Source organism: Bifidobacterium apri, from assembly GCF_009299485.1.
GTDB classification, from domain to species: Bacteria; Actinomycetota; Actinomycetes; order Actinomycetales; family Bifidobacteriaceae; genus Bifidobacterium; species Bifidobacterium apri.
In genome coordinates, this window is the sequence record NZ_WBSO01000006.1 from 63,558 (window position 1) to 81,322 (window position 17,765).

A 17,765-nucleotide genomic window follows, 5' to 3' on the forward strand; every position below is an offset into this window, starting at 1 on the left:
TTGCCTGGCATCGGAACCGTGCTGTCATCACGATTCCTTTACAGACAGCGGCAAGTCTATACGACGGGCGCGAGATATTGCAACCACCAGAGGAAATAATGAGGAAGATCAGAACAATCTGCCCAGTTTCTGCCGGCGACCTGGAGATAGGAACCCAACCGTCGAATCCCGGCAAGACCCGCTCGCAGGGATCCCGACATACCGACGCAACTCCCGATGTCTGCCGCAGATGCGAGCACGATTCGCAGTCCCTGAGCCGCCCGGGCCACAGGAATCCGACGATACACGATCATCTCAAACTCGCCGCAGCGCGACCACCACAGGAACCCACACACGACGAAGCATCAACCACATGTCGGCAGAAATACGCCCTCAATACACCATCCCCGAACCACATGGAACACAGCAACACGAAGATACGACACCATCCACGACTCACCGCAGGACAGTCCTCGCTCTCTCCCACCCCCACGTTCACGAGCCGCTGAATCACCACGGACGTTCAGATACCATACACCTCGCGCGTGGTGCGGCGGGTAGCGCGCGCGACCTGGGCGACCGGCAGATCGAAGACATCGGCGAGCGCAGCCAACGTGTACGGAATCATGTACGGCGCGTTGGTCCGCCCGCGGTAGGGCATCGGGCTGAGATATGGCGCGTCGGTCTCGACCATGATGTGGTCAAGACCCACCAGTCGTGCCGATTCGCGGATGCCGTCGTTGCCTTTGTAGCTGACCGTCCCCGAAAAGCTCAGATACCAGCCGTGTTCCGCGGCGATGCGCCCCATATCGGCGTCGCCGGAATAACTGTGGAACACCGTGCGTTCGGGGCTGCCGTCCGCAAGCAGCGTGTCGATAACTTCCCTGTGCGCATCGCGATCATGGATCTGCATGGGCAGCCCCAGTTCCTTGGCGAGCGCGATATGGTCGCGGAAGGCTTGCCGTTGCAGCTCCTTGGCACCCTGGCCCGTACGAAACAGGTCCATACCGGTTTCGCCAATGGCAACGACTTCACGCGGGTGCGCGACGGCGAGCTGGTGGACGCGCGCGAGGGCGTCTTCAAAACTGACATCATGGTACGGCTTGTAACTCAACGGCAGGCCGTCCGGACCGGGAACGCCACGGTGGCCGTGCAGCACGGCCTCGTTGGGATGTATGGCGAGTGCCGCATGGACAACACCCGGATGATCAAGCGCCATCTGGACGGCGGTACCGAGATTGGGATATTCACAGCCGACGTCGATGATCCCCTCGACGCCGACGGCTTGCGCTTGGGCGAGCAGCTCGTCGACCGAATAGACGGGCACCGGCGGCTGGTCGCGCTCGATGGCTTGCCGGTTCATTTCGCGAGAGAAGGGGACGACGCTGGCCACATGCGTATGGTTGTCGATGACCTGCGCGTCGGCGGGAAGCGGTTCAGGGGCGGGCGCCCAGCTGCGGTCGCGATGGTGATGCTTGGACATGGCTTCCAGTCTAATCGCGGGCGGCGTTGATGGACCAAGGTATTGGTTGATTGGCTGTCCAGCTGCCCGATTGCGTATGTGATGGCATACACAACCATGCGTAAGGCGCAGAAGGATGGCGGGACACCTTGATATCCGTCGGCTCGCGCATGTCCGGACATACGCGACAGCGCACAAGCGACATCTGCGGGCTGCCGGGCGCCTCTTCTGATGCGCAACGTATGTCCTGACATACGCGCGATACCGCACGCGACTGACAGCAAACGACCGACGGCACATGGCCGACGGCAAGTAACCGCCCGGAACCCGCTCGGAGTACGATGAAGGTTTTGGACATGGGCGCATGGCACGCGTACATCATTTGACAGATTCACTTACGAGTAAGGAGCATCATGGCGAATCATGGCACTGTCGATCCGGCTGATTCAAAAGCGCTGCAGCCCGGACAACTGCGCGAATTCTCCCAGCGGTTCAATGCCGACCGGGCGAATGCGGTCGCGGCGAATGCCGCCACCAGCATGGGCGTGCTGAAGGCCGCCACCGATTATCATGGGGTGCGCGCGCTTCCGCGTGATTTTTCCATCGAACTCAAGCAGGGCTCAATCACGAATCAGGAGCGTTCCGGCCGCTGCTGGATGTTCGCTTCACTCAATACGCTGCGCTACGAACTCATGCACCGTTGGAAGCTTGAGGATTTCGAATTCTCTGAGTCTTACTTGTTCTTCTGGGATGCGGTCGAGAAGTCGAATACGTATTTGGAGAACGTGCTGGCCACGTTGGACGAGCCGACCGATAGCCGCGTGTTCGAAATCATCAACGATACCGTCGCCGACGATGGCGGCTGGTGGCAGATGTTCGTCGCACTGGTCAACAAGTATGGCCTGGTTCCGAAATCCGCATATCCGGAATCCGCGAATTCCCGTAATTCTGATGCGTTCAAGCAGTATTTGAACACGAAGTTGCGCGAATTCGCCGCCGATTTGCGCGATCGTCATGCAGCGGGCGAGGGCTTGGAGGCGCTGCGCGCAGTGAAAACCGAGGATATGGCGACGGTATACCGGATGTGCTGCATCGCGCTCGGCGAGCCACCGGAACGGTTTGATTTCCTGGCGCGGACCAAAGGCGACGACGATGCCGACGGCAAGTCATCCGCCGATGCCGCGAATGCCGATGCCTCCAAGGAAAGCAAAGATGGCAAGGACAGCAAAGCCAGCAAGGGCGAGGATGGCCGTGACGACCGTCCGCAAATCCGCGAATATGGCATCACGCCGCTCGAATTTATGCACAAGTATGTGCCGGTGGATGTGAATGATGCGGTCACGCTGTGCAATGCGCCGATGGCCCGCACTCCGTTCGGCAAACGGTACCGGATCAAATGGACTGCGAATGTGGCGGAAGCCGGGGATATGGAGTTTGTCAACGTGCCGCTTGATGTGTTCCGCAAGGCGGCGATTGACCAGCTCAGTGCCGGTCACCCCATTTGGTTCGCCTGTGATTGCATGCAGTTCTCGCTGCGCGACGCCGGGATTTTCGACCGCGGTACCGTGCGCGTGGATCAGCTGTTCGACACCGAGTTCACTTTCGACAAGGGTCAAGGATTGGAATACTGGGATTCCGCAAGCAACCATGCGATGACGCTGACCGGCGTGAATCTGGATGCCGACGGCAAGCCGGATCGTTGGAAGGTCGAAAACAGCTGGGGCAAGGATGCCGGCAAGGACGGCTATTATGTCGCGTCGGCAGATTGGTTCGACCGGTTCGTCACCGAGCTGATCATCCGCAAGGAATATCTGGATGAGGCGACGAAGGCGATTCTCGACACTGATCCAGTGGACATCGAGCCGTGGCAACCGCTGACTCGACGCTGCGACTGAAGTCCGCCATCATTCCCACAAACTGGCTACGCTCAACGGGCTCTGGGCGTAGCCAGTTTGTGTATTATCCCGCCGACCAACCCCACCACTGCTTCTACCGACGCTGAAACCCGCCACCATCCCCACAAACTGGCTACGCTCAACGAGTTCCAAGCGTAGCCAGTTTGTGTATCACCCCCACCGACCAGCCCCACCGCTGCGACTGACATCCGCCATCATTCATTCCCACAAACTAGCTACGCTCAACGGGCTCCAGGCGTAGCCAGTTTGTGTATTATCCCGCCGACCAGCCGCACCACTGCGACTGACATCCGCCATCATTCCCACAAACCAGCTACGCTCAACGGGCTCTAGGCGTAGCCAGTTTGTATATCACAGCAGCCGGTAGCTCCAAGGGTTGTGCGGAACTTGCCTGAAAAGAAGAAACCCGGCGGTGAGAAGCCGCCGGGCGAGAGAGAAGAGAGAAGAAGGGGTTCAATTATGGGGCCGACCTAAGGGGCCTCGCCACCGGTCGAACCGCTGACATCTATTATGAAACAGCCTGATTCTTGGAATAACGATGTGCGTTTCTGAGAATACGCTGGCAAATATGTAATGAAATTGTAACGATACAGTCACATGCCCACACTGCGTCGTATCAGTCTGCCCGAAAACATGTTACCGCCCAGCGGCCACAGCTTTCTTATACGCCGTTCCCCACTGCTCCATCGCATCCAGCACCGGCTTCAGGGTGCGCCCCAATGGCGTCAGCGAATACTCCACCCGCGGAGGCACTTGCGCATACACACGCCGCTCAACTAAGCCATCGGCCTCCATCTCGCGCAATTTGGATGTCAGCACTTTCTGCGAAATGCCGCCGATGGACTGTTTGAGCTCTCCGAACCGTTTGGTACCGGGCATCAAATCACGCAACACCAGCACTTCCCACTTGTTGCCGATCAGTTTGAGTGTGGTTTCGACCGGGCAAGCCGGCAAATCACTCGGCGACACGCCGGCGACCATGATTTCAGACATGACTTCTTTTCCCTACTTTCCTTTGAAACTATCAAATTGTTACCCAATGGTGCCCAAGGCACTTTTCCTTGCTTGGTTTCCTTTTGTAACTATACCTGCTATATTCAATAGTGTCAAAAAGAAACCTAGGTTCGTAAAGATACCGACATGGCGTTCACCCAGGCAACCAGCCGAAAGCCACGCCGGAAATCGAAACCCGAGCCAGCAATCGTAAGGAACACCAATGACCTCCATCGCAGTAGTCGCAGCAAACGGCAAGGCCGGTAAGCTCATCGTCAAGGAAGCCGTCGATCGCGGATTCGACGTCACCGCCGTCGTACGCGACGAGAACAAGACCGTCGCCCAGCACGCCATCATCAAGGACCTGTTTGATTTGACCGCCGACGATCTCAAGGGTTTCGACGCGGTTGTGGACGCCTTCGGCGCCTGGAGCCCCGACACCCTGCCGCAGCACTCCACCTCGCTCAAGCACCTGGCGGACATTCTCTCCGGCACGCAGACCCGTCTCATCGTGGTCGGCGGCGCAGGATCGCTGTACGTGGACCCCGAGCACAAGACACAGCTCGTTGACACCCCGGACTTCCCGGACGCCTTCAAGCCGCTCGCCAAAGCACAGGGCAAAGCACTCGCCGAGCTTCGCGAACGCAAGGACGTGCGCTGGACCTTCGTCTCCCCGGCAGCCGACTTCCAGGCCGACGGCGAGCGCACCGGCAAGTATATTCTCGCCGGCGAAGAGCTGAAGCTCAACGATCGCGGCGAATCCATCATCAGCTACGCCGATTATGCCATCGCCATCGTTGATGAGATCGCCAAGGGCAACCATATCGGCCAGCGCATCTCCGTGGTGCGCGCCTGAGCCCGAGCCGCGCCCTTACCGCTCTTCGCGATAATCGACGTCAAGCCAATGCCCACCTCCCACAACCGGTACGATACCGTCATGAGAGGTGGGCTTGTCTGTCACGCGATGTTACGAGCGCGCCCCGGACACGAGACAAACCCAAAACGGAAACCCCCACCCCCAGAAAGGCATGACATGAACCAGCTTGCGCAACGCTTGACACCGCTGGTGCGCTACCTTGCCGACGAACGCGCCCACACCGGCGGCTGGACGCCGGGTATCCGCACCGATGAAGCGGCCCTGTCCGCCATGACCGCGCAGGACCTGTGGGCGCTGTTCCGTGCGTTCGTGAACACGCGCGAACCGATCGAGCCGGACAAGGGGTGGCTCAAGGACCAGGACGCCCTGTTGCACGATATCATCGCAGACCGGGGTATCACCGCCATCGACGACGCCTGCGTCATCCCTTCCGCGACCGACCCGCGACTGCGGTTGTGGCGGGGCGATATCACAGCGATCCGGGCGGACGCCATCGTCAATGCGGCCAACAGCGAGATGCTGGGATGCTGGGCGCCGGGGCATCTGTGCATCGACAACGCGATCCACACCTTCGCAGGCGTCGAGCTGCGCCTGGAATGCGCGCGAATTATGCGTGAACAAGGCACGCCCGAGGCGCCCGGACGCGCGAAAATCACGCCGGGGTACAATCTGCCGGCGGCGCATGTCATCCATACCGTCGGGCCAATCGCCGCAGGGCACCCCAGCGACCGCGACCGCGAACTGCTCACCTCGAGCTATCGCAGCTGTCTCGACCTCGCCGTCACACACGGCCTGCACAGCATCGTATTCTGCTGCATCAGCACCGGGGTCTTCGGCTTCCCACAGCAGGAGGCGGCTGAAATCGCCGTACGCACTGTGCGTGCGTGGCTTGACCGGCATGCGGACACAAGCGCCAGGGCCGACCAATCAGGCGAACCGGCCGATCCAGACCATGACAGCACTCCGACAACGCCGACCGTCATCTTCGACGTCTTCGGCGAGGCGGATGAGCATATCTACCGCCAGCTGCTCGGCATTCCCGGGAACCAGGCGGCATAGGCGGCAAGCACACCGCCGATCCACACCGCGCCGGCACCCATCACGACCCCGCGAACCCGCAGAAAGAAGCCACCATGCCGTTCATGTCACTGTTCACGCCACCCGCTATCAATCCACCGGCAACGGATAATCGCGACACATCCGAAGATGCCATCACCCGTCTCACGAACGCTATCCACGATGCGGACACCATTGTGGTCGGCGCAGGTTCTGGCATGTCCACATCCGCCGGATACACGTATTCGGGCGAACGCTTCGAGCGGTATTTCAGCGATTTCGTGAACACATACGGCATCGGCGACATGTATTCCGGCGGGTTCGCCGAATACCCGGACCTCAACACCTACTGGGCGTGGTGGAGCCGCCACATCTACATCAACCGCTATATGGCCCCGCCCAAGGATACATACGGGCTGTTGCGCAGTCTGCTCGACGGCCATGATTACACGGTCATCACCACGAATGTGGACCACTGCTTCCAGCGAGCCGGCTTCCCCGACGACCGCCTGTTCTGCACGCAGGGCGATTACGGGCTGTTCCAAAGCTCACGCACCGGCACCTCCCGCACCTACGATAACGAGCGGGATGTCAAGCGCATGCTACTCGCGCAAGGCTTCACCTTCGCGCACATGACCGCCGACACCGCCGACGACTGGGGTGAGCTGATTGCAGCTGACGAGGCCGGCGGATGGGCCGGCATCGGCATGACAATTCCGGACGACCTCATCCCGTATTGCCCGGATGATGGATTCCCCATGGCGCCGAATCTGCGCTGCGATGACACCTTCGCTGAGGATGAGACATGGCATGAATGCGCGGAACGATACCAGAGTTTCCTCGACACCCGCCGGGCATGCGAAGCCGACGGCAGTCGGACCCTGTTCCTTGACTTGGGCAGCGGCGGAAACACGCCGATCATCTTCAAGTTCCCGTTCATGCAGTGGACATCCGTCAATCGCAACGCGACCTATGCGAGCATCAATCTCGGCGAAGCGGTCACCGCGCCGCAGATCGCCGACCGGTCCATCCTCATCGACGCCGACATCGACACCACGCTGCGCAATATCGCTTCGAGAGGATGAATAGGTTCGCAGAATATCAGGCTGAAAACCAGCATAAAATCAACCAGGCGGCGGGACCCACCTCACAGGGCAGGTCCCGCCGCCTGGCATATTCGCAGATTTGCGTGATTCGCGCAATCCGCGATTGTTCAGCCGGCGATTATTCAGCCGTCTTGGCCGGCTTGTCAGCGGCCTCTTCCTCAGCCAGCTGTGCCTTCGCCTTGGCCAGACGCTCGGCTTCCGCGGCCTTGCGCTGGGAAAGCTGCTCTTCGAAGCGATCGAGCTCCTCCTGCACGGCTTCCTGCGGAATCTTCGCGAAAATCGGCTTCGGCTTGGCGACCGGAGCGCCGGTGTCAATGGCCTCGCTCTTCCACGGGTGCACATTCACACCGAGCTTGTAATCGCCGGTGATCACCGGGTAGTGGAAGTCCGGATTATCAAGATCCTCGACCTCCTCGATATGCGGCAGCGGCGAGAACGTGCCCTTGCCGCCGAGCGCCTCCCACACCTTCTGCGCGGAATGCGGCAGGAATGGAGCGAGCAGGTGATTTGCGTCCGCCACGGCCTGCGCGGCCACATGCAGCACGGTGGCGAGATGCTTCTCGTCATCCTTGATCTTCCACGGTTCGGTGGCGGAGATGTACTTGTTGATATCACCCACCACGCGCATCGCTTCATTCAACGCGTTCTTCTGATGGTGACGTTCGATCAGACCGCCGACCACATCGAAGGCTGCAGCGGTCTCCTCGAGCAACGCGCGGTCTTCGGATGTCATGGAATCCTCATCGAGTTCAGGAATGGCGCCGAAATTCTTGTAGATGAGGTTGGCGACACGGTTGACCAGGTTGCCCCAGCTGGAGGCGAGCTCCTCATTGTTGTGCCGCACGAATTCAGCCCACGTGAAATCGGAGTCCGATGTTTCCGGGCCAGCCACGGAGATGTAGTAGCGCACCGCATCCACCGGGTACCGCGACAGGATGTCCTTCACATAAATCACGATGCCACGCGAGGAGCTGAACTTCTTGCCTTCCATGGTCATAAACTCGCTGGCCACCACCTGCTCCGGCAAGTTGAGCGGACCGAGTTTGCCGGTCTCGCCGCCCTTGGATCCGGCACCGTTGTACGCGATCATCTCAGACGGCCAGATCTGGGAGTGGAAGGTGATGTTGTCCTTGCCCATAAAGTAGTAGCCCGGCGTCTGAGGGTCATTCCACCAGGCGCGCCACGCTTCGGGATCGCCCTTGCGGCGAGCCCATTCGATGGACGCCGACAAGTAGCCGATCACCGCGTCGAACCACACGTACAGCTTCTTGTTCGGGTTGTCGATCCAACCCTTGACCGGTACGGGGATGCCCCAATCAATGTCGCGCGTGATGGCGCGTGGCTTGACTTCCTTGAACAGGCCGAGCGAGAAGTTGATGACGTTGGTACGCCATCCTTCGCGCGTCTTGAGCCACGCGAGATTCGCTTCGGCGAGCGCCGGCAAATCGAGGAAGAAATGCTCGGTCTCTTCGAACCGCGGGGTTTCACCGTTGATTTTGGAGACCGGGTTGATCAGCTCGTCCGGGTCGAGTTCGTTGCCGCAGTTGTCGCACTGGTCGCCGCGCGCGCCGTCGGCACCGCAGATCGGGCAGGTGCCTTCGATGTAACGGTCCGGCAGGGTGCGGCCACTGGACGGGGAAATGGCGACTTTCTGCGTGCCCTTGTAGATATACCCGTTTTTCAGGCACTGTTTGAACAGTTCCTGCACGACGTGCTCATGGTTCGTGGTGGTGGTGCGGGTGAACAGGTCGTAGCTCAGGCCGAGGTCGCACAAATCCTTGGCGATCACGCGGTTGTAGCGGTTCGCGAGCTCCTGCGCGCTGACCCCTTCTTTATCAGCTTCAACGAGGATCGGGGTGCCGTGCTCATCGGTTCCGGACACCATCAGCACGTCATTGCCCTTCATGCGCTGATAGCGCGCGTACACATCCGACGGGACGCCGAAACCGGCGACATGCCCGATATGGCGCGGACCGTTCGCATACGGCCACGCAACATTGACCAAAATATGACTCATATGCTTGATTATCAGGCTCAGCGCGGACAGCAAGAGCTTTATCCGACGGGATTGGACAGGCACACGCAGATTCGTCCGGGCATCGCCGCGTATGACGGACAGTATCACGCCCGCGCGCACCATGTGCGGTTTGGGCCGATCGTTCCTCCTGCGATACCGCCCGGTTCCTGTCCTGTGACACGTTATCCACAGCTCGGATGGTTGTCGTACACCGGGCAATCACGGTTATGCACATTCCTTTCCAGCGTCGTTGCCTGCGCAGCATCACGCCGGTATCTTTCCCCGTATGACTATGTTGACAGGAAACGCACCACCGGGGCGCAAGCAGACCCGCCGTCGGCCGGAACCATCCGGACGGCATCAGCAATCATGTCCTGCCGCATCGGGACATGCCGGCAGTCGCGAAGGGGATTCACCGCATCACTCGCATGGCAAGGGGCCGTCAGGACGCCGCCGCGTGATCCGACAGGGGTTTTCGACCGGGCATCCGATCATCCGCACATGCCGGCTTCCCGGTCCGATGTGTGTCACACGCATGGCTGATTACGGAGTGCTCCACAGCTTTGATGACATCAGCGCGTATTTGGGGGAACATGCCGACACACCGGACGGCCGGGGGCTGATCTGCCGCCATGCGTCGCCGATGGACGTAGTGGCTTGCGCGTCACTTGCCGCGTGGATTTGGGTGGGCGGGGACTTCCCTTCGACTATCGATGTGGTGTCCGATGCGCATTACCGTTCGCTGGCGCACGGACGTAGAATCCGCCCGTTCAACAGGCAGATTGACAGCCAGTACATTGTCACGGTCGGCGGCATGAAAGTCACTTCGCCGGCAAGAACGGCGTGCGACCTCGCATTGGTGCAGATCGACGCGGCCGATGAGCAGCTTGAAGTTGGGGGAACCATCCGATGTCTGATGAACCGATATTCATTCGACATGGCCGATTGTCTCGCGATCTTCGACACCGACAGCCGTCACTGGCCGAATATCCGGCAAGCTCGCGAACTGCTGACCGCCACGGCGGCAGACAACAGTCAGGGGCAAGCATGAGCGCGCGACGACGACTATCGGTCATATCCCAACCGAAAGGAGCCAGGAAACCGGCGGAACGGTTGCATCATCAACGATGGGCGCCCGAACATCAGCCCCCGGCAGCGGGCACGCTGTCACCGCCGCCTCCCCCGCTGGTCATCACACCCGTCATCGCGTGCAATCCCGATACCGACATGTCTACGCTCTGGCTGATCGCGCGCGAGTATCCGCACTTACGCAAATGGCTGATCGCCAATCCCAAAGCCGACGCCGCCCTGCTGGAATACGTATCGCAAGCGGGCGGTCCAGGCGTCCGTGAGGCGTTCGACATTTTGTTCGGGCAACCGCGGGACGACCGCGCGTAGCCGCAAACACATGACGCAGACATGGACGCTGGCAGCGAATTGACAAGCCGAACAGCCGGCACGACGGCGCGACGCTATCGTGGCGACACGACCGGCACAGGCTAGGAACGCATGTCCAGCACCGTCGAATACACCTGCTTACGGTTGGCGAGCGATCCGTCCGGCAACGGGTGTTCCTGTACGACCTGCGCGATGGCGTCTTTGATGCGCAGCCCGTCTTCCCGTGCACGGTCGATGGACAACACGGCCAGATCCTCCACGCTCAATGCGGAAGGCGCGCTATCCCGCGCCTCATCATCGCTCGCGCCCTCGATGACCAATACGATTTCGCCACGCGGCGGATCGTCGTCCACCGACTGCTTGATCTGCGCAATCGTGCCACGCCGGATTTGCTCATAGTCTTTGGTCAGTTCGCGGCACAACGCCATCCGGCGATCTGGTCCGAACTCCCCCAGCAAGTCGGGCATAGTCTCAGCGATGCGGTGAGGCGTCTCGTAGAACACCATCGTGCGTTGCTCGGCGCGCAGCGAGCGCAGGCGTTGCATACGTTCCGCGTGTTTGCGAGGCACGAAACCCTCATAGCAGAACCGATCCGTCGGCAGGCCTGACAGCGCGAGCGCATCCAGTACCGCGCTCGGCCCGGGAGCGCACGTCACCGGCAGTCCACGTTCGATGGCTCGACGCACAATCGCCAGACCGGGATCGTTGATCGTAGGCATCCCGGCGTCCGAAACCACCAGCACGGTGGCTCCCTCTTCAACGCTGTCGAGCAGTCCGTCGGCTTTGTTGCGTTCATTGTGGTCATGGTAGGCGATGACCTTGCCTCCGACATGCACGCCAAGACGGTTCGCCAAGTCGTAGAGGCGGCGGGTGTCTTCCGCGGCGACGATATCCGCGCGCTCCAGCAAAGCCACCAGTCGCGCCGACGCATCGCCCACGTTGCCGATCGGCGTGGCGGCAAGCACGACCGTTCCGGCGGGCACTTCGACACGCACGCCGGTATTGGCCGCCCCGCTTGTATCGTATTGCATGTGTTGGGGTCTATCATGTAAGGACTGCGACGCCGACTGGCGTCCCTCGATGTCACTGGTCATATATCCAGTATCCTCTACCTTTGGGAGTGATGGTGTTGAGTTCCGTGAATTCTGGGCGAACACGCCCGTCGGCAAAGGTCGGCGGCGCCCTGATCCGCTTGCGCGCGCGGCTCGCCGCCGCCCCCCGTCTGATTTCCTGGCTGCTGACGGTACTTGTGGCTGTGTTCGGTGGTCTGCTGCGATTCATCCGCCTTGGCGAGCCGCGTGCCGTGGTGTTCGACGAAACCTATTACGTCAAAGACGCGTGGACCATGCTGCTGACCGGCGAGCCACGCAATTGGCCGAAATACTTGAATCGCGGCGGACTTGATTTCCCCGTCGACACCGTGTTCGCGGACGGGGACACGAACCGGTGGCTGGGCAGCGCAGAATACGTGGTGCATCCGCCGATCGGCAAATGGTGCATCGCGCTTGGGTTGAAACTGTTCGGCGGCGCTGGCAACACGTTCGCGTGGCGTGCGAGCACCGCAATTGCGGGGACGCTTGCAATCATCATCATGATTCGCGTGGCGTTGCGATTGTTCGACAATATGTCCATCGCGCTATCCGCGGGCCTGCTCATGTCTGTTGACGGTGTGGGTATTACGCTCAGCCGCACTGGTTTGCTTGACATATTCATCATGGTGTTCGTGCTCGGCGCGTTCGATCTACTGCTCATGCACCGCGACTGGGCGCGCGCCAAGCTCCAGGCGCATTATGCTGTAGACGCTGCGCGTCGCAACGCGCACTGGGTGCCGGATACATCCCGTCGCGCACGCCGGATGCAACGCAAGCGCCTCGCCGCCACGGCAACAGAGGCAACAAACGCCGACGCATCGTCATCTGTTCAGACAGTCGAACGCAATCAGAGCATGCTGCTTGATGCACGCGGTCCGGTCATCGCGTTCTCTTGGTATCGTGCCGCCGCTGCGATTCTGATCGGCCTGGCGACCGGCGTCAAATGGTCCGGCATCTACTTCATGGCGGCGTTCTGCGTGATCAGCGTGATTTGGGACGCTCGGGAACGTTACCGCGCCGGCTACCGCAGCTGGCTGTCCACTGGCCTGCTGTGCGACGCGCCGCTGACCGCACTGTATATGCTGCCGCTGTGGGCGGGCACGTATCTGGCCGGATGGATCGGCTGGTTCATCCACCCGGACTCGTATATGCACGATTGGGCTCGCAACCATCCCGGCCAAGGCGTCACATGGCTGCCAGAAGGGCTGCGGTCTTTCGTCGAATACCACGTTGAGATGTGGCAGTTCCACACCACGCTCGACTCGCCGCACGATTACAAGGCGAACCCGCTCACATGGCCGTTGCAGGTGCGTCCGACCAGCTTCTACTGGGAAGAGCTTGATGGGCATCCGGGCCTGTGCTCGCTGGCACCGCATTCGCAGTGTGTCTCCGCAGTAACGTCACTGGGCAATCCGCTGATCTGGTGGCTCGGCTCTTTGTGCGCGATCATCGGCATCATCATCGCCATCGTCAAACACGGTGACTGGCGTATCTGGGCGGTGCTCGCAGGTTTCCTCGGCGGCTGGCTGCCATGGGCGCAATACTTGCATCGCACCACGTTCACGTTCTACTCGATTGTCATTCTGCCGTGGATCATTCTCGCGATCTGCTATGTCGGCGATCAGGTGCGCCAACGTGTCAGCACCGGAACCTGGCGGATTGTGCTGGCTGCCACATTGGTGCCGATCATGCTGGTCTCGGCGTTCTTCTACCCGATCTGGACGGCGATGCCGGTTCCGTATGAATTCTGGTTGAGCCACATGTGGTTCAAGTCGTGGATCTGACGGCGCAGACGCGAGCCTATTGTGGCGATACTGCCGGTGCGGCATACCAGCTCGCGTGCGAGCCACAACGCCGGGCCGGCAGAAGACTTGCAGGGCTCACAACCGCCAGGACTCACACCGGCCTCACACCGGCCGGGATTCGTAAATCATCTTGCGGTCGCCGAAGTACAGCGCATCCTTCCATGACGAATCGTCTGGCTTGCCGGTCTTCGGCTGTTTGATCGGCACGAAGAACCACCGCACCAATCCGACCACCATGTCTTGGATGGAATGCCAGATGCCGATATACGACACCAACGCCCACAATGTCACCACGGCATTGAAACCGGCGAAAATCGCATTCCCCCAGTTTGCGGACAGATAGTCCGCATACAGCACGAAGCACGAGAATACGACAATCAGCCACGGCATGACGACATACAACGGCGGCGAAGCGGTGCGGTTGCTGACTTTTGGCGTACGAACGAACGGAATCTTGGTGTTGGTCATCCCCTGTTGGATGGACTTGAGCGTACCCGCGAGATTCACGGTCAGCAGCACGATATTGAATCCGTAGATGCGGAAGATATCGGTGCGCTTGTACCCGTTGGCTTTCAAATCATTCGCGTAAGCGGTGAAATACGGCAGTGAGGCCGCCACCACCCAAGGGCTGAGCAACCGCTGGTCGAAGGGATACGCAAGCAGGAACATCAGGCCGAAGCTTGACCATGCAATCGATGCCATGTAGTTGACGCGCAGGCACCATTCACCCAGCCGCACCGGATTGCCTTGGCGCCGGCGTGCACGCACGATACGGAAGAACTTGCCGATGATCAGCAGTCCGCCGTTCGCCCATCTACGCCGTTGGACCACCAGTGAGCCGAAATCGGGCGGCGTCGAACTATAGCTCAGCCGCTCCGGATAGTTCACCAGATGCCATCCGTAATAGCCAAGATCCACGCTGGATTCCGTGTCCTCGATGACGGTTCGGTCCTGGATGTATGTGCGCACCGTGCGGCTGCCCTCCGTGGACACCACGCAGATGTCGTCAAGCGCCCGCTTGCGGATGACCGCGTTCGCCCCGACCCAGAAGGTCGCGTCGTAGTAGGTCATGCCCTGATGCAGCACATGCTGGATATCCGTGGTCGCCGCAGCGATGCGCTCGATTCGGGTCGGCGCACCGCGGTATGAGGAATACGGCGTCTGGATGACGGCGACGTGCTCGTTGCCTGGCTGCTCAAGCTGGTAGACGAGCCTTAGGCAGTAATCGCGCAGCAACATGGAGTCGGCGTCGAGCGTGAGTACGTATTCGGAATCGCGCATCACGAAATCAGGGACCTCGCCGGGACGCACGTCACGCAGAATGACACCGTCCGCAGTCTCCTCGCGTTTGACATGATGGCCCATAAGTCCGATGAACGAGTTGAGGTTCATCGCCTTGTTGCCTTCCTGCGACAGGGAAGCGTACTGCTTGCGTTCGAACGACCAGCCTTTGACCGTGAAGATCCACACGAGCCGGTTGTACAGCTGGATGATGCGTTCCGGGCTGATGAATCCGCGCTGATTCACCGCGTCATTGAGCGCTTCCTCGGTTTGTCGAAGATCGCGTGCGAGACCGCGCAGCACTTGGTTGCAGAAGAATTCATCCGTGTGGTCCTCGACGTTCCAGTAGTCGGCTTTCGCGTCCAGCCAGCGCACGGCGGCGCGGTAATCGTCGGCGCACCGGGCGATGGTGCTGCGGCGGGCCCGCACCTGGTCCTTGAAGGTGGCGGCCGCTTCATCGCGGTGCTGGCGGAATCGTTCGGCAGGCTTGGACAGTTCGTCAATCACCGACGGCATCAACGCACGGCAGGCTTCAAGAATCCTCCGATTCTCGTCGTTCTTCGGGTGCGGCGGGTCATCGATCAGCAGCACAATCGCCAAATCGGGGAATTCCTGCAATGCGGCGGACCAGATTGTTTTCTCCACGACTTTCGGCTGTTCCACGTAGGAGGGAATCAGCACGGTGATGCCTTTGTCGTACTGGTGGGAGAAATACTCGTCAAGGATGGCTCGCGGGACACGTTCGTGGGTGAGGAACCGCCTCATGGCGCCCTGACGGGTGACGAGATACACCATGGCGCTGAAAATCAGGGTGGTGACGATGACGAGGTACAGCACATCTTCGATGACGAATCGCAGGGTGATATCCGGATTGTTAACGAACATGGTGAGAATCATCGTGACCATGTACACGATATAGGAAATGACGGTGCATACCATCGCGATGTATCCGAGAATAATCCGCCTGCCGGATGGTTTCGTATGCATGATGGACAGCGGTTGCGTCGAGGTTTCTGCACCCCACTGCCTGCCCTGCCGAGCGCTCTTGTGCTCTGCCGTTTTCCTCATCACCTGTTAGGTCCTGTCTTCATTCCAGTCATGCGTCGTTGATGGCGATTGTGAACGCCCGCACCGGTATGCGGTTTGCGGTGCCCGCGAATATTTTGTTCCCGGATTCCCGCAACCGTATTCCACGCTACCGCATATCATGGTCACGGGGGTGTCAACGGGGGTGCCGTGCATTCCTTCTCATCCTTGCTCCGGATTCTGTCCGCAACGTGGGCAAGCCGTATTTCGAACCGGTTCAAGGTACGATGATAGAAAAAGATGCTGTTCGGCGCAGGCCGGTGCCGAATCCGGCACAACCACCATCAAGGCCGCTCGACACGAAAGGAATGGCCATGGGCGCACGAAAACCGCTGTTCCCCGGACGCCGCTTCTCATTCCTGAGGCTGGGCATCGCCGTGGTCTGCGCAACATTAATCGTCACGGGTGTCTGGGCGTGGCTCGCCTACACGAAGACAGCATCCAAGGAACTCCCGGAACCATGGTTCGGGGGGTATGTCGACGTGACCGCGATGCCGAGCTACACCTTCGAATCCGACGTCGGCAACGCATACCACAACGTGGTGCTGGGCTTCGTCACAGCGTCGGGGGGATGCACACCGAGCTGGGGCGGGTACTACACCCTCGATGAAGCATCCTCGCAGCTCGATCTCGACAGCCGTATCGCCAATGTGTTCCGCACTAATCGCACCGTGACGATCAGCTTCGGCGGAAAGAACGATACCGAACTCGCCAGGCAATGCTCCACCGCCAGTTCGCTGAAAAAGGTGTATCAGTCCGTCATCTCGCGATATCATGTCACTTCAATCGATTTCGACGTCGAAGGCGACAATCTCGACGGGTACAGCGAAAGCGCCATCAGACGCGCGCAAGCAGTCGCCGGCTTGCAAAGCGACGCACAAGCCAAAGGACAATCGATAACCGTCAGTCTCACACTGCCGGTAGGCACCGATGGTTTGACCGACGCCGGGCTCGACACCATATCCGCATTCATCGACGCCGGGGTGAACCTCTCGACGCTGAACCTTATGACGATGGATTTCAACGTCGCTTCCAGCACAAGCGCGCAGTCCGACCTCATCAAGCAGGCGCTGAACAGCGCACACCGACAGTACAAACAGCTGCTGTACAAGAAACGTAAATTGTTCAGCGACTCACAAATCTGGGAGATGATGGGCGCTACGGTCCTGATCGGCCAGAATGACACCGACAACGAATATCTCACGCTCGATGACGCCCAGAAAGTCAACACGTTCGCCATGCAGACGAATCTCGGCCATCTGGCCATGTGGTCGCTCAACCGCGACCAGCAGTGCGGTGAGAACTTCAGCAGCGACGCCGTCGAAACCTCCTGCAGCGGAGTCAAACAGACCGGTGGCGAGTTCGCCACTCTGCTCAGCTCCGGTTTCAAGGGTTCGCCCGGCACCATCGTCGACATGAATTCAGCGACCTGGTCTACTCCCCACGGCAAATACCCGCAATGGGACGACACCACCGAGTACGCCAAAGGCGACAAGGTGACATGGAAACGCAACCTGTATGAGGCGATATCAGACAACACCGGCGAGCGCCCGGACAGCACGGCGTCCGGAACGGATTCGCCGTGGCGTCTGATCGGCCCGGCGTAACATCTTCGCGCCACTGCGAGCGCGGCAACAATGACGCTTGCGGCATGGGCGGATATGTAGGCATCGGTATCGTGGGATTCCATACGGACAG

The 17,765-nt window shown here is 60.1% G+C and carries 13 protein-coding genes; 8 read left to right on the forward strand and 5 right to left on the reverse strand.

Going from position 1 to position 17,765, the window contains the following annotated elements; all coding sequences use genetic code 11:
* Window positions 1–502 precede the first annotated feature (502 nt).
* Window positions 503–1,462 carry a TatD family hydrolase gene (locus DSM100238_RS05415; protein WP_152355673.1) on the reverse strand — a complete coding sequence of 320 codons (960 nt, stop codon included), beginning with the start codon at window positions 1,460–1,462 and terminating at the stop codon, window positions 503–505.
* A gap of 392 nt (window positions 1,463–1,854) precedes the next feature.
* Here DSM100238_RS05415 and DSM100238_RS05420 point away from each other — a divergent pair, with 392 nt between their 5' ends.
* The gene (locus DSM100238_RS05420; protein ID WP_152355674.1) at window positions 1,855–3,336 is read left to right on the forward strand and encodes a C1 family peptidase; all 1,482 of its coding nucleotides are present in this window, start codon (window positions 1,855–1,857) and stop codon (window positions 3,334–3,336) included.
* Window positions 3,337–3,993: 657 nt separating this feature from the next.
* Here the strand turns inward: DSM100238_RS05420 and DSM100238_RS05425 are convergent.
* Complete coding sequence (locus DSM100238_RS05425) at window positions 3,994–4,350, reverse strand: winged helix-turn-helix transcriptional regulator (RefSeq protein ID WP_152355675.1); 357 nt, start codon at window positions 4,348–4,350, stop codon at window positions 3,994–3,996.
* Window positions 4,351–4,573: 223 nt separating this feature from the next.
* Here DSM100238_RS05425 and DSM100238_RS05430 point away from each other — a divergent pair, with 223 nt between their 5' ends.
* The 3 genes from DSM100238_RS05430 (at window position 4,574) to DSM100238_RS05440 (ending at window position 7,368) form a co-directional block, all read left to right on the forward strand.
* On the forward strand, window positions 4,574–5,206 hold the full coding sequence (locus tag DSM100238_RS05430; protein WP_152355676.1) for an NAD(P)-dependent oxidoreductase: 633 nt from the start codon (window positions 4,574–4,576) through the stop codon (window positions 5,204–5,206).
* A 177-nt stretch (window positions 5,207–5,383) separates the two neighbouring features.
* On the forward strand, window positions 5,384–6,286 hold the full coding sequence (locus DSM100238_RS05435; RefSeq protein ID WP_152355677.1) for a protein-ADP-ribose hydrolase: 903 nt from the start codon (window positions 5,384–5,386) through the stop codon (window positions 6,284–6,286).
* A gap of 74 nt (window positions 6,287–6,360) precedes the next feature.
* A complete protein-coding gene (locus DSM100238_RS05440; protein WP_205730693.1) occupies window positions 6,361–7,368 on the forward strand; it encodes an SIR2 family NAD-dependent protein deacylase in 1,008 nt (335 codons plus the stop codon).
* A 139-nt stretch (window positions 7,369–7,507) separates the two neighbouring features.
* On the opposite strand, the gene metG is transcribed toward DSM100238_RS05440, so the two are convergent.
* A complete protein-coding gene (gene metG, locus DSM100238_RS05445; RefSeq protein WP_152355678.1) occupies window positions 7,508–9,406 on the reverse strand; it encodes a methionine--tRNA ligase in 1,899 nt (632 codons plus the stop codon).
* A 535-nt stretch (window positions 9,407–9,941) separates the two neighbouring features.
* Between metG and DSM100238_RS05450 the strand changes: the two genes are divergently transcribed.
* Both DSM100238_RS05450 and DSM100238_RS09755 read left to right on the forward strand, forming a co-directional pair.
* A complete protein-coding gene (locus tag DSM100238_RS05450) occupies window positions 9,942–10,457 on the forward strand; it encodes a hypothetical protein (RefSeq protein WP_152355679.1) in 516 nt (171 codons plus the stop codon).
* Window positions 10,454–10,804 carry a variant leucine-rich repeat-containing protein gene (locus DSM100238_RS09755; RefSeq protein ID WP_240812362.1) on the forward strand — a complete coding sequence of 117 codons (351 nt, stop codon included), beginning with the start codon at window positions 10,454–10,456 and terminating at the stop codon, window positions 10,802–10,804. Before DSM100238_RS05450 ends, DSM100238_RS09755 begins: the two co-directional genes overlap by 4 nt.
* A 101-nt stretch (window positions 10,805–10,905) precedes the next feature.
* Here the strand turns inward: DSM100238_RS09755 and rsmI are convergent, their stop codons facing one another.
* Entirely contained in the window at window positions 10,906–11,835 is a 930-nt protein-coding gene (gene rsmI, locus DSM100238_RS05460) for a 16S rRNA (cytidine(1402)-2'-O)-methyltransferase (RefSeq protein ID WP_240812363.1), read from the reverse strand.
* 92 nt (window positions 11,836–11,927) lie between these two features.
* On the opposite strand from rsmI, the gene DSM100238_RS05465 reads away from it, so the two are divergent.
* On the forward strand, window positions 11,928–13,679 hold the full coding sequence (locus DSM100238_RS05465; RefSeq protein WP_240812364.1) for a dolichyl-phosphate-mannose--protein mannosyltransferase: 1,752 nt from the start codon (window positions 11,928–11,930) through the stop codon (window positions 13,677–13,679).
* 123 nt (window positions 13,680–13,802) lie between these two features.
* Here DSM100238_RS05465 and DSM100238_RS05470 read toward each other — a convergent pair whose 3' ends face one another.
* Window positions 13,803–16,049, reverse strand: a complete 2,247-nt coding sequence (locus DSM100238_RS05470) for a glycosyltransferase family 2 protein (protein WP_152355681.1) — start codon at window positions 16,047–16,049, stop codon at window positions 13,803–13,805.
* A 332-nt stretch (window positions 16,050–16,381) separates the two neighbouring features.
* Between DSM100238_RS05470 and DSM100238_RS05475 the strand changes: the two genes are divergently transcribed.
* The gene (locus tag DSM100238_RS05475; protein ID WP_152355682.1) at window positions 16,382–17,674 is read left to right on the forward strand and encodes a chitinase; all 1,293 of its coding nucleotides are present in this window, start codon (window positions 16,382–16,384) and stop codon (window positions 17,672–17,674) included.
* Window positions 17,675–17,765 lie beyond the last annotated feature (91 nt).